The organism is Duncaniella sp. C9 (assembly GCF_004803935.1).
GTDB lineage: Bacteria > Bacteroidota > Bacteroidia > Bacteroidales > Muribaculaceae > Duncaniella > Duncaniella muris.
Window position 1 is genome coordinate 1,706,034 of the sequence record NZ_CP039547.1, and the last position, 14,158, is coordinate 1,720,191.

A 14,158-nucleotide genomic window follows, 5' to 3' on the forward strand; every position below is an offset into this window, starting at 1 on the left:
GGTTATGATGCGTATCAGAGGATCACTTTTTCGGTTTTGACAGAGCCGTCGGAGTAAAGGCTGCGGGCAATGTAGAATCCTGACGAGGGATTACTGACACGGCAGCCCTGAAGAGTGTAGTAGCTCGTCTCGACAATTGTGCGGTCGCCCTCGATTTCAGCTATGCCGGATTCGCCGGAGGCAGTGGCCCAGCCGTGGAAGCGGATGTCGGAAAGGCAGATGGTCTTTCCGGTGGCTGCGGAGTTGTACCAGGGGTAGAAACGCAGACGGAGCGACTTGCCGCCTTCAAGCGAGATGATGGGGCGGACGGTGCCGTCGAGCATAGTGTTGGCGGGCATACTTTTCTTTTCATAGATGAGTTTGGTGTCGGAAAAATCATCTTCGGTAGAATAGTAGACGTGGACACACATTCCGTTGCCGCCGCAGCCACACATGTAGTAGCTGATTTCGTCGATGTTGAGTGTGGTTTCAGGCATGGCTGTGATGCCGAATTCGATGTAGCGGGTAGAGACCTCGTCGATTTCGCCGGCGGGCCAACTGTCGCCCTGAATGACATTGCGCTGAGTCTTGCGCGAGGCCTCGAAGCCGGTGCCTTCGGGCCAGACGGTGTTGGCGTTGGGGTTGGAGTATTTCTGCAAAGTCATGCCTACCCATGATTCCGGTATGACGGTGGCGGGTCCTGAAAGAGTGTAGCTGTCATCTTTTTCAAGGCGCCAGTAGGCGGTGACTTCGGTGCCACCTGAGAGCTGGACGGCAGAGGCGGTGACGGGGATCTCTGTGGACTTGCCTCCGGCGCTGACAATGATTTTCGCATCGTTGTTGTCAGATTCAAGAGTCATGCGGACAGAGAAGCGCCTGATGATGGTGCCGCCTTCGTAACTGACGCTTGCACTTTTGCTCCATTCGGTCAGATCGGTCGAGACTTCGGCATTGCCTTCGGCTGTGACGGTGAGCTGACCGGCTGCGGGAGTGAGGTCAAAGGCTGTCACCATGAGTTCCTTGGTCAGAGTCTGACCTACATAGCCCCGGCCGAGGTCGGCGGCAGAGGGGCTGACGCTGAGGTCGGAGGTGAGACGGATGTGCTCGGACATGACACCGGCTTCACGGCAAAGGCCTGCGAAGCGGCGGGCGATCAGGGCGGCACCTACGGCGCTGAGGTGGGTGGAGCCGTCGCCGTCACTGAGAATCGAATGGCAGTCAGAGTCGCCGTAGCTGAGATAGAGGTCGGCTGTGGCGGTAGTGAGGTCAATGAAGGGAACGTTCATCTCGTTGGCAACCTGCTCCATCTGCCAGACATAGTCCATAGAATTGTCAGATGCAGCTACTTTCTGAGAGGTTAAAACGCCGCTTGAGGTCAGTTTCGAGAAATTGTCACCGAGGTCGTGGCGGCCGTTGCGGCGGATGTCGTTGCCGGAGAAGTACATGCGGCAGATCGGGCCGACAAGGATAGGGATGCAGCCGGCATCGCGCGTCTCGGTGACGTATTTGCGGAGATATTCTTTATATGTGGTCGAGGGGTTGGTGCCACGGTAGTCTGTTGCGGCAGCCTGAGCGTCATCGCCGATGGATTTGTAGTAGGCAATCAGTTCGTCGCCGTCCATGCCCTGCGTCTTTTCATCGTTGTGAGCGAACTGGATGAGGACGTAGTCGCCGGGCGACATCTGAGTCTTGACAGAGGTCCAGAAGGCGGCTTCCTTATAGAAACTTTTGCTTGAAGCGCCGTTTTTGCCGCGGTTGTTTACTTCGATTCCATCGAGGAACTGTTGGAGATACTGACACCACCCTCTGGTGATGGTGGCCGATTCGTCGTAGTTGGCCATAGTGCTGTCACCGATGGTGTGGACCTTTTTCGCAGCATCGGCCGACTGAGATCCTCCAAAGATCAGGGCGGCTGCCGCGAGCAGGGATGCAAAATTTTTCATGGACTTATTGAGTTTGAGATATTGATTTGTGATGCAAAAAATGTGCAATTGTAATAGTGCAAAATTATCTCAAACTGACCTCAAAGGAGGGTAAAAAAGATTCAAAGCAGTGGTGATAAAAGGTAAAATCGTGTCAAAAGCATTGATTTTTAGCTCTTGACACGATTTTACGGTTTGATGTAGCCTGTAAGGCGAAACTTTTCTGCTTTGTCAGGAAAAATTTATCAGTTCCTGCGACCGGGACCGCCGCCGGGTCCTCTGCCGGGCCAACCGCCGTGGCCTCTCATGAAATCGCCTCCGCCTGCGGCCGAAGGTTCGTTGCCTTTGCCGAAGGTGTTGAAGCGGTAGCTCAGAGTCACCATGAAGTAGCGGGTGAGTGAGTTGTAGCGGGTGTCATCGATATAGTTGGCGGTGACGTTGCGGCGGATGTTGTTGCGCTGGTTGAGAAGGTCATAGACTTTCACGGCGAGAGTCAGAGCCTTGTTGCGCAGGAACTGCTGGGAGATGGTGGCGTTCCACATCCATGTGCGTGTGTCGTAGCCGGCGGCATAGCCTGAGGTGGCCGAGTAGTTGATGTCGGACTGCAGGGTGAGTCCCCAGGGAGTGTAGTAGGTGCCGTCGAAGCGTCCGCCGTAGGTGTGTACTGTCTGGTCGGCGTTTTTCTGAACACTATTGAAGGTGGTTTCCATTGAATAGCGCGGGCGCAGTTCGAGTTCGAAATGATCGGGTCGGAAAGTGATGCCCGGACTCTCGTTGATTCTAAAGGAGAGCGAGGCGTTGCGCTGGCCGTTGTTGAAACCTACCGAGCGGTTTGCGTTGACGAAGACGTGGTTTGAGAGGCTCCATTTCTTGTTGCGCAGGGGCATGGAGAACATGTTCATCACGCGGCCGCTCCAGACACCGTTGACGTTGGCATAGGTTGTTTCGCGTGTACCGTCATCCTTGATGAGCGATTTGGAGATTATGGAGTTCTGTGTCATCTGGAAGTCGCCCATGAGCATGATGCTTCGCTGCGATTCGGTGTTGAAATCCTGGAAGCGGATGTTGACGTTGTGGGTGAACGATGGGTCGAGGTTTGGGTTACCCTGGATGATGTTGGTCGGGTTGGAGATGTCGGCCACGGGCTGCAGCTGGGCCATAGAGGGCTGTGATGAGCGTCCGCGGTAGTTGAGCTGGATGGATCGGCGCTTGCTGAATTTGTAGCGGTAGCGCAGGAAGGGGGCGTAGTTCCACACCCAGCGGTCTATGTTTTTGTCGGAGTTGTCGAGGTAGATCGACTTTGACATCTGCGGCACCAGTGAGAGGCCTGCTTCGAGAGTTGAGTTTTTGGTGACTTTCTTGTAGCCGAGACGGATGTTCTGGTTGAAGGAGTTGTTGCGGTAGCGGTTTGAGTAGTCCGGATCGGGTTCGATTGTGGTCAGGGTGCCGTCGGGGTTGAGGGTTACGGGGGGCATGATGTCACCATATTCGTAGTCATCAGGGATGTTGTAGACGAGTTTGTCGGCGTTGTTCCAGCGGTAGTTCATGCGGTAGCTGAAGGTGAGGAAGTTGCCGTTGCTGACGTTGCCGAGCGGTTCGGTCCAGGTGAACTGGCCCATCACCTGGTTGCTCCAGGTGTGGTTGTCGTTGTACTGGTCGAGGAGGTCTGATGTGTCCTGGGAGTTGTCGGCGTCTTCGTCCATGATATATCGGATGAAGTCGTTGACCGATGTGCCGGTCTCGATTACGTTTGAGTATTTGTATTGTCCGGAGATCGAGAACGCGCGTCCGCGGTGGCGCTTGAAGTTGTGGGAGTATATGAGGCGTCCTCCGAATTCATATGAATCGCCGTCGCTGCTGCTGCGGGCATTGTTTTTACTTGCCTGCACCATCGAGGAGTTGAAGTAGTCTGTCAGCTCGTGGTCTTCAGATTTGTTGAAGTTGAGCGAGAAGTTGGGGCGGAATTCGAGGGTGTTGAATGAGTCTGGTTTCCAAAGCACACGGAAGTCACCGCGGAAGTTGTTGCCTCGGTCGCGGACGGATTTGTTGATTTTCGAATATGTGGAGTAGTCTTCGAAAAGATACTGGCGTTCCTGTCTGGTGATGGTCTTTGCATCGGTGTTGCTCCACATGATGTCGCCGCCTACGCGGATGATCTCTTCCTTGCCCACGTTGAAGTTCAGGCCGAGTGCTCGCGATTCGGTGATGCCGTTGTTGCCTCCGAAGCGGCGGAAGCGGCTGCCGTTGCTGTCAGTGAAGCCTATCTGGTTGGTGTTGTTGAAGTTGCCGAGGAGTGTTACCTGGTTTCCGTTCCAGAAACGGTTGAGGTTGAAGGAGCCGGTGTAGCGGTCATCGGTTCCGTAGCCGGCTTCGGCGGTGCCGAACCAACCCTGGTTCATGTCTTGTTTGAATGTGAGGTTGATGACAGTCTCGTCTTCTCCGTCATCGACTCCTGTGAGCCGGGCCATATCGCTTTTTCGGTCAACTACCTGGAGTTTGTCGATGAGGTTGGCGGGAAGGTTTTTGGAAGCTACCTGGGGATCGTCGCTGAAAAATTCCTTTCCGTTGACAAGGAATTTGCTGATGGTTTTTCCGTTGGCTGTGATTGATCCGTCGGTGCCGACCTCTACGCCGGGAAGGCGTTTGAGAAGGTCTTCAACCACGGCGTTTGGCTGTGTGTGGTATGAGTCGGCGTTGTATTCAACGGTGTCTTCCATCACTTTGATGGGGGTCTTTACGGCTACCACGCTGACTTCGCCGAGCATGTGGGAGGATTCTTTGATGCCGAGCACTCCGAGGCGGAGGTTAGAGGCTCCGACGGTGACAGGTTTTTCGAGGTCGGCATATCCGATGTAGCTTACGGTGAGAATATATTTTCCGGCTTTTATGCTTGAGAGTGTGAATTTGCCGTCGATGTCTGTTGTTGTTCCGGCTATGAAAGTGCTGTCTTTTGCAGCAACGAGTTTGATGGCTGCTTCAAGGAGCGGTTCCTGTGTGTCGAGATCTTTCACTATGCCGGTGATGTTTGCGGCTAAGGAGGTGGTGAATGAAATCAGAAGGATGGTGAACAGCAATGTTAAACGGTTGAAACGTGTCATTCTTTTCAGTTCTCTTTTTCAGTTCTGTTGGTTGGTGGATTATTGTTGACTGTCAATTCTGACCGTAAAATTACTCAAAAGTTTAATCGGGCGGAGGCTCTTATCTACCTACAGGGTGCTTTAGACGATGAATCGGGGAAAAAGCCGGAGTTGTTAAAATGTGTTATCTGCCGGTGTCTGCCTGACGGTGATTTTCAGAAGAAATCAGGCGGCCCTATGAACAGCATAGGGTCGCCTGATATTTTTATGCTTTTTCCGTTGAAGGGTTTGCTGAAGGATGATTATTCAGAAACAACTTCGAAGGGCACGTTTACAGTAACATCGCGGTGGAGCTTGATGATAGCTGTGTAGTTGCCGACTTCTTTGACGGGGTCGAGCGAGATGAGCTTGCGGTCCACGTTGTGGCCGAGTTTTTCGAGAGCTTCTGCAATCTGGATGGCGTTTACAGAGCCGAAAATAGTACCGGTAGAAGAGGTCTTGGCACCGATGGTGAGCTTAACGTCCTGAAGAGCGGCTGCGGCGGCTTCGGCTTCAGCCTTGATGCGTGCGAGCTTGTGGGCGCGCTGACGCTGGTTTTCAGCAAGAACTTTAAGAGCTGATTCGGTTGCAATCACTGCTTTGCCGGTCGGGATAAGGTAGTTGCGACCATATCCGTTCTTGACTTCGACTACATCGTCTTTGTAGCCAAGGTTGGCGATGTCTTCTTTGAGAATGATCTTCATAATTCCTGATAGCTTTTAAAGTTATTTCATCAAGTCGGTAACGTAGGGGAGGAGGGCAAGGTGGCGGGCGCGCTTAACGGCCTGAGCCACACGACGCTGGAATTTGAGCGAGGTGCCGGTGATGCGGCGGGGAAGGATTTTGCCCTGTTCGTTGAGGAACTTTTTCAGGAATTCGGGGTCCTTGTAGTCGATGTATTTGATTCCGCTTCTTTTGAAACGGCAATATTTTTTCTTCTTAACGTCTACCGACAGGGGAGTGAGGTAGCGGATTTCAGATGCTTGTGCCATGATTTAGTTCTCCTTTGCTTCTTCAGTGACTGTGGTTGTTTCTTTAGCGCGGTTGCTGCGACGCTTTTCAGCGTATTCAGCTGCATACTTGTCGAGACGGAACACGAGGAAGCGAAGCACGCGTTCGTCGCGGCGGAATGCGGTTTCAAGTTTCTTGACGAGGGTGGGATCGCCGTCGAACTCAACGAGTGAGTAGAAGCCGGTAGATTTCTTCTGGATGGGATAAGCAAGCTTGCGAAGGCCCCAGATTTCTTCGTTTACGATTGATGCGCCGTTGTCGGTGAGCACCTTCTCGAATTTTTCTACCGCTTCCTTCATCTGCTGGTCAGATAAAACGGGAGTTAAAATGAAAACGGTTTCGTAATGCATTTTGGTTGATTAATTATAGTGATTGGTGTTTGTTTCGGTCCGCCGGAAATTCGGCGGGCACACTTTTTCGGCTGCAAAGGTAGTGATTTTCCAGTAACCGGCAAAATTTTTCTGATAAAGTTTGTGCGCAATTGCGTTATAAGATGCAAGATAAGTAACGACTGTCCGGCATGTAGGCTGAACAGTCGTTACATAAGCTACTATCGGTGCGGGTTATTGGTATTCTTCTTTGAGTGAGGCTGTGATTATTTCATTTTGGTGAATTTCAAGCCAGAGAAATCAAAGGTTGTCGGTGACAGGAGTGTGATGACGTTTGGTTCGTTTTTGGGAGCCGGTTTTGGCCGTGCGTCCGGGTCACGAACGCCATTACGGACGGTAACTGTGATTTTGTCAAATACTACGGTTTTCCCGACCACTTTTCCGGAGTAAATGTATTCGAAATGATAACCCTTACAGTTTCCCGGTGCGATATCCTGAGCCATGTTCATTATAACTGTGCCGTTGCCTCCGTCTGTGAATGTGGCACTTGCTACCATCACGCCGGTTTTACCCAGTCCCAATTTAGCCAAAGTAGAGTGTGCCCTCCAAATACTTCCGTCGTTGCTGACAAATGTGTTGAAAGTGTCGTCTTTCTTGTCTTCCGGAATCGTAGTCGTAGCGGGGCGTTTCTCTGAAGCCTGTGGCTTGGCGGTGGCGACAGGTTTCTGAGCCGTTGCCGGAGTATCGTCATCAGGCAGTTCCCGTAGGCGTTTGATAGCGTCGGGCACACCACCGGGGTAGGTGCAGATAGTTATTATTTCTTGCACAAGGCCTCCGTCAGCCGTAAATGTTTCCGTTTTTTCTTTGTCGGGCTTATCGTTATTGCCATTGTCTTTATCTGGCAAAAGGCTTTTGACAAGTGTCAATTTATGGCCGTCGGGGCCTATGAGCCGGTCGAAAGTGGTCAGACCATAGGTCACGAGAGAGCCATCGGGCTGAGGAATGATAATGGCCTCACCTTTTTTCCCTAAGGTGTTTTCCCACTCAACAAGGATGATGCCTTTCTTAAGGCGGGGATTGGTTATCCGAAATTCTTCGGAACTTGAAAACAGCATGTGGTGGCGATATTTGCCGAACCCCGGAGCCGTTGTCCCCTTGAATTCGCGGCTGAGTTTTTTGGCCCGCATGAAATCGCTCGGAAGCAATTTGAATTCAGACCTTTTTGTGGTGAATGTCTGAGTGAAGTCGGGACGTGAATTTATGAAATCCAGTTCCAGATACATCTGATGCTTGCTCATGTCTTCCTTGTCATTCATTTCATAGATGCCTGCCAAAGGGATTGAAGCAGAAGCGCCTGTTGCTGTGACAGTCATGACGGCAATGCACAGTGTGCGGAAGGCTGAGTTCAGAGTTGTTATTTTCATATTGATTTTTTATTTTTATATTTGTTATTACTCCCAGCCGTCTGTGTCAAAGCCGGCTCCGGAGTTGGCTGGGATGAAGAGTTTGCCGTTGACGTAAACTCCGTGACGGTCAGCGATGTCTTCCCATACGATGATTGGCGATTCGAGTTTAGTGCCGTTTTCTTCGCCATATTCCACCTGTTCGTCAAGAAGCAGGTAGCCGTTTCGGGCTACACCTTTATAATAAGTCTGGTAGCCTCTGATGCGGCCGTCGGTGTAAACGGTAGATTCTGACAGAAAGGCTCTGACATCATCTCCGTCGCCAACTTTCCAAAATGACCATCCGAGAGATTGCTCGCAAATGTCGGTTGTTTCGGTGTTGACGAGATAGGCTTCGTCGACTTCCTGTTCGGCGAGTTCGGGTGCGAGGAGGGGGAATTTTGAACGGGAGAAGGCAAGGGTGTCGAGATAGCCTTCGGTGCCTGTGGCGATGTTGCGGACTTTAACCCATCCGTCGGCCGGAAATTCCGTAAAGCGGAAGATTTCGCCCATTGATGCAGGGGCTATTGTTTCTGATTTTGCGTCGGGCGAAGATTTCAGTTCGATTCCCGCCATCTTTACGGCGACATAGGTTTCGGGAACTTCTTTCGAGCATGAGGCTGTGAGCATGGCTGCTCCGACGGCAATAATTAATGTTATTTTGCTGAATACTGATTTCATGGGGTGAAATGAATTGGTTTATGATTCGGAATAGGGGTATTAGATGCTGTTTTTTACAGTTTCTTAGAAAAAATGAGGTGATAATAGGACGTTGTTGTGAAATGCCCTCTAAAGTGATCACCCCCTGATTTGAGTCTAAGATCAGGGGGTGTAGCCTTGTGGCTGTGGAATATATAATGATTAAGTCAGGTTAAAAAAATCAGGTTATTTATTATTGCTTTTTTATCATTTCTTCTTTGACGCGTTTAATAAGCGCTTCATATGCTTCGACCTGAGAGTCGGAAACCACCCGTTTGGTAGCGGTTGCCATAGATTTCGCTGTGCCTGAGAGTCTCATGAACATACGTAATGAGGCGCGATATTCGTCACGCTGCTCTTCGGTGAGCTTGTCCCACTCTTCGGACCCTGATTTGGGTATGTCTGAGTTAAAGCAATAACCTTCCATGAGGTCGAGCATTTCGTCAAAATCCTGGGGTGTAAGGCTTTCGAATTCCTTTGAATCAAGTTCCTGGGCGCGTTCAGGGTCCCAAGAAGGACCACCGCAGGCGGTCAGGATAGTGCATGACAGACAGATTGCTGTGAGATAAGATAGTAATTTTTTCATGTGATGAGTGGTTGATAAGTTTTTATTGATTGTGTTGGGTGTGGCGATGGATTGCAGATCAGATGCGCGATGTGGGGAGCAGCCCGTGGTTGACAGCGTTGAGTACTAATTCAGCGGAGTTGCGTGCGTGGAGTTTGCTGAGGAGGTGGCGGCGGTGGGTCTCGATGGTGTTGGAACTCAGTCCCATTTCTGCGGCAATGTCATCAGTCTTTTTGCCTGAGGCTATGAGACGGAGCACTTCGAGCTCCTTGGGGCTGGGCATTTCATAGGTTTCAATCAGGCGTCGCAGTTGCTCGGCCCGTTTGCAAAAATATGTGTCGCCATCGGCCACACGGCGGATTGCGGTGGCAATTTCGGATGAGAGCACGTCTTTGAACAATATTCCTTCGACTCCGGCATCAAAATAGTCTTTGATGATCCACAGTTCTTCATGGATTGTGTTTACGATAATTTTGATGCCCGGACAGATCTGACGTATTTTGCGAAGAAGCGTTATGCCGGGCGCGTCTGGCAGCTCGACATCGAGCAAGCATAGATCATAGGTGCGGAATGACGTCTGGGAGAGGGCTTCGGCTGCGGTCATGGCTCCATCCACATGACATTCCTCTCCGAGAATGTCCTCAATGAGGTGGCGCATTCCGCGGAGCACAATATCATGGTCATCGACCAAGAGGATTTTCATATCAGATTTTGCCATAGGGGGTGGTGAAAACGTTGTCTAAATATTTCACACCACAAAATTAGGCAAATGCGTTGATATATAAATCACGGAATTCCGTGAGTGCGGTCGATTTTATTTAAAAAATTTGACGGATATGTGGTTGGTTCCGTTTTTTTCGAAGAAGTTCAGTGTGCCCTGAAGAGCTTTCACACGGCGGTTGAGATTTTCAAGGCCGAGTCCGCCGGATGTGACTGCCGAGGGGTCAAAGGGGGCGCCGTTGTCGGTGATGTCAAGAGTGATTTCTCCTTCGGATTCCGCCAGGCTTACCGTTGCGCAGGTGGCTGTGCTGTGATGGCGCAGGTTTCCGGTCCATTCCTGGATGATGCGGTAGAGGTTGATTGATTTTTCCGGGTCGATGTCAATTGCGCCGGCAGAGGGCTGGTAGCTGACGAATCCTTCGCTTTTCTGGGCGTAGGCGGCTATGAGCTGTGTCAGAGAAAGGCCGTTGAAGCGAGGGGAAGGAGCTCGTGGGATATGGAGCGGACTTCGTTGCGTGTGGTTCGGATCATTTCTGAAAGTTCTCCGGTGTCACAGCGGCCTGCGGCCAGTGTGAGCTCAATGCCGAGAAGATCGTTGCAGACTCCGTCATGGAGTTCATGGGCGAGGCGTCCGCGTTCCTGTTCGATGCCGTCGAGTCTGGCGCGGATGTTTTCGACTTCGATTTTCCGGCGTCGCGCACGTAGATATATTATCAGTAGGAGTGAGGCTATTATCACTCCTGCCGTTATGAGAGCGATGATTGTGTCGCGCCGCGATTTTTCGGCTTGCAGGTTGGCTATGGCGAGTTCTTTTTCGGCGGTATGATAGCGGATGTTCAGGTCGGAGATCTGATCGTTGATGTCGCTCTGGTGGATGCTGTCGGCAATGGCGATGGCTGTCTGGTAGGCTTCATCCATTTTTTCAATGTCGCCCAGTCCTTTGTAGTTGAGGGCTATGCGTTGCCATAGGCGGTCGAGCGGTATGAAGGGGCGTGAGTCCTGCATGGCCAGAATTTTCTTCTGGATGTCAAGGCTTTCTCGATAACGGCCCATGTCTGTGAGTATGACAAAGCTCTGTTCGAGGAAGCCGATGGATTCGACTGAGGCTTCCGGGACTTTGTCGAGCACTGCGTTTCCGCGGTCAATGTAGTATCTGACGGAGTCGGGGTGGCCGAGACGGTTGTGCATGGCGATTATCGGGGCATAGGTCTTAAGCATGTAGCGCGGGATTCCTTTCTTTTCGGCTACTCCGATGATGTAGCGTTGGGTCTGGAGGCCCCGTTCGTGGTGTCCGGCAAGGAAGAGGGCAGAGCCGAGCGATGATGCTGCATATATCTGAGTCTGGATGTCGTCTGTCAGGCGTGCTTTTTCGAGCCCTTTTTCCGCAAATGATACGGCTTCGTCAAGACGGGCCTGGTTTGCAAACAGGACGGCTATTGAGGTGAGTATGCTGGCTTCAAGATCAGGCGAATCGCTCGATTGAAGCATGGCGAGTGCCTGCTTGTAGCAGATCAGGGCCGAGTCTGTCTGCTGGTTGACGCGATAGGTCACACCGAGGTCAGAGAGGGCGTTGACGCAGGCTGTCGTGTCGGCTACTTCTTCGGCTGCTCTGAATGAAGCTTTGAAGTCGGCTATAGCGGCTGCATTGTCGCCGAGGGTGAAGTGGGCATTTCCTCGTATGGCCAGCAGATATGACTTGTGGCTTGATGCTTTGGCGGGCATTTGGGCAAGCGCATTGTTACACAGGATAACGGCGCTGTCAGGGTTGACGTTGACGTAAGAGTCGATGTGCTGAATGGTCTCTTCGTCGATCTGAGCGGCCAAAGGCAAGGGCGCAACGGCTGAAAGGAGTGTCAAAAAAAACAGAAAGGTCTTGGTGCGGTTCATATTCAGAAGTCGATTGTGAGCCGTAGATTTATTTGACGGCGGGTGAGGTAGTTTGGAACGGCATACTGGATGTTGTTGACATCGGTGACCCAATAGTAGGAGGCTACGTTGGAGATGTCAAAGAGGTTGAAGAGGTCGAGCCCGAACCAGACGCTTTTGATGTGGCGTCCGAAGCCTGAGCGTGATTCTCCTTCTTTGAGTTCGGGCAGAAGGGCGTAGGATAGGCCTATGTCGACACGCTTGTAGGCCGGCATACGGAAGTAGCCCTTGTCGCGTGTGGAGCGGGGTGCGGTGGATGGCAGTCCGTCCATGAAGATTCCGCGCAGGGCGAATTTTAGGCGAGGAAATTTCGGGAAATAGTCAGTGAAAAACATGCCGAAGCTGTAGCGGCGGTCAGTAGGGCGTGGCACTTTTACGCCGTGGAGGTTCTCGCTTGTCTTCATCAGCGAGAAGCTGATCCAGGAGTCGCTTCCGGGCACGAACTGTCCGAAGAGTTTCATGTCGATGCCGGCGGCGTAGCCTGAGCTTTCGTTAAGGCCGGAGTAGACGATCTTCAGGTTGTCTATTTCGTAGGGGACGAGGCTGGAGAGGGCTTTGTAGTATATTTCGCCTGAGAGCTTGAAGGGGCGGCTGAGGGCGCGGAAGGTGTAGTCGGTTCCGGCTATGAGGTGGAAGCTCCGCTGCGATTTTATGTCGGAGTTGAGCAGGATGGTGCGGTTGCCTTTGTCATCGATGACCGGCATGCGGTATTCTTTGTAGAACGGTGACTGGTAGTAGAGTCCGGTGGAGAATCGGATGGCCCATGATGGGGCTTTGTCGGGGATGAAGCCGATGTTGAGGCGCGGGCTGAGGAGCAGTTCTCTGTTGAAGCTCCAGTAGCTGAGGCGCAGGCCGGCGTTGACGGTGAGGAAGCCGGCGGAGGTGCTGAGCTTCCATGCGTCCTGGGCGAAGGCCGAGAGGCGTGTGGAGCTGAGGTCGTGGCGGGAGTCGAGGTTGTAGACCATACGGAGTTCCGAGCCTGTGGCGGGGAGTGAGAATCCGGCAGAGTCGCGCAGCTCCCATTCGCGGCTGCGGTCCATGATTTTTTCGTTCTGGAGGCTGATGCCGTAGGTGAGGGTGTGGCGGGGGTTGAGGGCTGACTGTCCTTTCAGGGCGATGGAGAGTACGGAGGCTTTGAGGCGGTTGCGGGCGTGTTCGTGATAGCGTCCTACGCCGAGTTCGCCGCCTACATCGGAGGTGCCGGCCTGGTCAAGCCAGTATTCGCCGGAAATATCATAGGCCACGAGTTCGTCGGTCAGATAGCCTGAGGCGAGAAGCTGGAGGTTGGTGCCGCGGTTCATGCGGTAGTCGAGAGAGAGGGCTCCGAAGTAGGTGTCGAAGCGGTCTTTTTCATGACCGTCGAAGTAGACGGTGAATTTCTTTGCATCGGCTGTCGTTCCGAAGGTGGTGGTGCGGTTCTGAGGTGTGAATTTATATTGGTTGAGACCGATGTTGCCGAGGAAGGATGCTTTGAGTTTTTTGGAGAACTGCCAGGTCAGCGATGTCTGGTAGTCGAAGAATGCCGGGTTGTATTCGCCTTTTGTGTCCATTGATCCAAGCAGCGAGGAGTTACGTTTGTAGCGGATGCCGTGGAGCTGGGAGAATTTTCCTGATGCTTGGCCGACGGTGAGCGAACCGCCCATGAGGCTTGCGCTGAGCGAGCCTTCGAATGACTGGGGCTGGCGGTAGGTGATGTCGAGGACAGATGACATTTTGTCGCCGTATTCGGCTGGGAAGCCTCCGGTCGAGAAGCCTATGGAGCCGACAAGGTCCGGATTGATGATGCTGAGGCCTTCCTGCTGGCCTGAGGTGATGAGCTGCGGGCGGTAGACTTCGATGCCGTTGATGTAGACGGAGTTTTCGTCATATGAGCCGCCGCGGACGGAGTACTGGGCTGACATTTCGTTTGATCCGGTGACGCCGGCCATTGTGGTGATGAGGCTTTCTACGCTGCCTCCCTGCACGTCGGGACTTTTGCGGAGTTCTGTGGCATCGATTTTGCCGACCGATCCGGTCTGCTTTTTGAGTTCGGTGACTTCGACCTGCTGGAGCATTTCGGTGCTCAGCTGGAGGCGCATGTTGAGGGTGACATCGCCTTTGGCGTCGATGAGCGCGCGGGTGGCTTCACGGTAGCCTATGCAGGAGAAGTGGATGTGAATGGTGTCAGCGGCCGGGCACGACAGGGAGTAGTCGCCTTCGAGTCCGGAGGTGGTGCCGATGATGGTTCCGCCTATGCGGACGGTGGCGAATTCAACGGGTTTGCCTTCGCTGTCGGTGATTTTGCCGTGGATTTTGACTTGTCCTTCGGTGAGGAGGGCAAGCAGGGGGGTGAGGAGGAGCAGGAGTATCTTAAAACGGAGTCCGTGGCCGTGCATTATGCGGGATGTGTTGGCTAAAGATGATTGGTTGTCTTATTACATAACGCGGTGGTGCGTGAAAAATTGTGTGT

12 protein-coding genes are annotated in these 14,158 nt (G+C 52.5%); all 12 read right to left on the bottom strand.

The genetic code is table 11. The features are described 5' to 3' along the window. Nucleotides 1–14: 14 nt before the first annotated feature. Nucleotides 15–1,922 (bottom strand): GDSL-type esterase/lipase family protein, encoded by a 1,908-nt coding sequence (locus E7745_RS06920; RefSeq protein ID WP_107031963.1) that lies wholly within the window; start codon nucleotides 1,920–1,922, stop codon nucleotides 15–17. A 224-nt stretch (nucleotides 1,923–2,146) separates the two neighbouring features. Next, nucleotides 2,147–4,999 (bottom strand): TonB-dependent receptor, encoded by a 2,853-nt coding sequence (locus E7745_RS06925; protein ID WP_136408527.1) that lies wholly within the window; start codon nucleotides 4,997–4,999, stop codon nucleotides 2,147–2,149. A gap of 281 nt (nucleotides 5,000–5,280) precedes the next feature. Then, the gene (rplI, locus tag E7745_RS06930) at nucleotides 5,281–5,721 is read right to left on the bottom strand and encodes a 50S ribosomal protein L9 (protein ID WP_123398339.1); all 441 of its coding nucleotides are present in this window, start codon (nucleotides 5,719–5,721) and stop codon (nucleotides 5,281–5,283) included. A gap of 21 nt (nucleotides 5,722–5,742) precedes the next feature. Beyond that, nucleotides 5,743–6,012 (bottom strand): 30S ribosomal protein S18, encoded by a 270-nt coding sequence (rpsR, locus tag E7745_RS06935; protein ID WP_172480316.1) that lies wholly within the window; start codon nucleotides 6,010–6,012, stop codon nucleotides 5,743–5,745. Then, nucleotides 6,013–6,378: a 30S ribosomal protein S6 gene (rpsF, locus tag E7745_RS06940; RefSeq protein WP_107031959.1), complete on the bottom strand. Its 366-nt coding sequence runs from the start codon at nucleotides 6,376–6,378 to the stop codon at nucleotides 6,013–6,015. A gap of 245 nt (nucleotides 6,379–6,623) precedes the next feature. After that, the gene (locus E7745_RS06945; protein WP_123398340.1) at nucleotides 6,624–7,781 is read right to left on the bottom strand and encodes a hypothetical protein; all 1,158 of its coding nucleotides are present in this window, start codon (nucleotides 7,779–7,781) and stop codon (nucleotides 6,624–6,626) included. A gap of 27 nt (nucleotides 7,782–7,808) precedes the next feature. Further along, nucleotides 7,809–8,480, bottom strand: coding sequence for an SH3 domain-containing protein (locus tag E7745_RS06950; RefSeq protein ID WP_123398341.1), 672 nt, complete (start codon nucleotides 8,478–8,480; stop codon nucleotides 7,809–7,811). 211 nt (nucleotides 8,481–8,691) lie between these two features. Beyond that, a complete protein-coding gene (locus E7745_RS06955; protein ID WP_123398342.1) occupies nucleotides 8,692–9,084 on the bottom strand; it encodes a hypothetical protein in 393 nt (130 codons plus the stop codon). 58 nt (nucleotides 9,085–9,142) lie between these two features. Continuing rightward, nucleotides 9,143–9,766, bottom strand: coding sequence for a response regulator transcription factor (locus tag E7745_RS06960; RefSeq protein ID WP_161553555.1), 624 nt, complete (start codon nucleotides 9,764–9,766; stop codon nucleotides 9,143–9,145). A 111-nt stretch (nucleotides 9,767–9,877) separates the two neighbouring features. Continuing rightward, nucleotides 9,878–10,279, bottom strand: a complete 402-nt coding sequence (locus E7745_RS15250; protein WP_370291903.1) for a sensor histidine kinase — start codon at nucleotides 10,277–10,279, stop codon at nucleotides 9,878–9,880. Continuing rightward, nucleotides 10,237–11,670, bottom strand: coding sequence for a tetratricopeptide repeat protein (locus tag E7745_RS06970; RefSeq protein ID WP_136408529.1), 1,434 nt, complete (start codon nucleotides 11,668–11,670; stop codon nucleotides 10,237–10,239). The genes E7745_RS15250 and E7745_RS06970 overlap by 43 nt, the downstream gene beginning before the upstream one ends. Nucleotides 11,671–11,672: 2 nt before the next feature. Beyond that, a complete protein-coding gene (locus E7745_RS06975) occupies nucleotides 11,673–14,084 on the bottom strand; it encodes a carboxypeptidase-like regulatory domain-containing protein (protein ID WP_136408530.1) in 2,412 nt (803 codons plus the stop codon). Nucleotides 14,085–14,158: the final 74 nt, after the last annotated feature.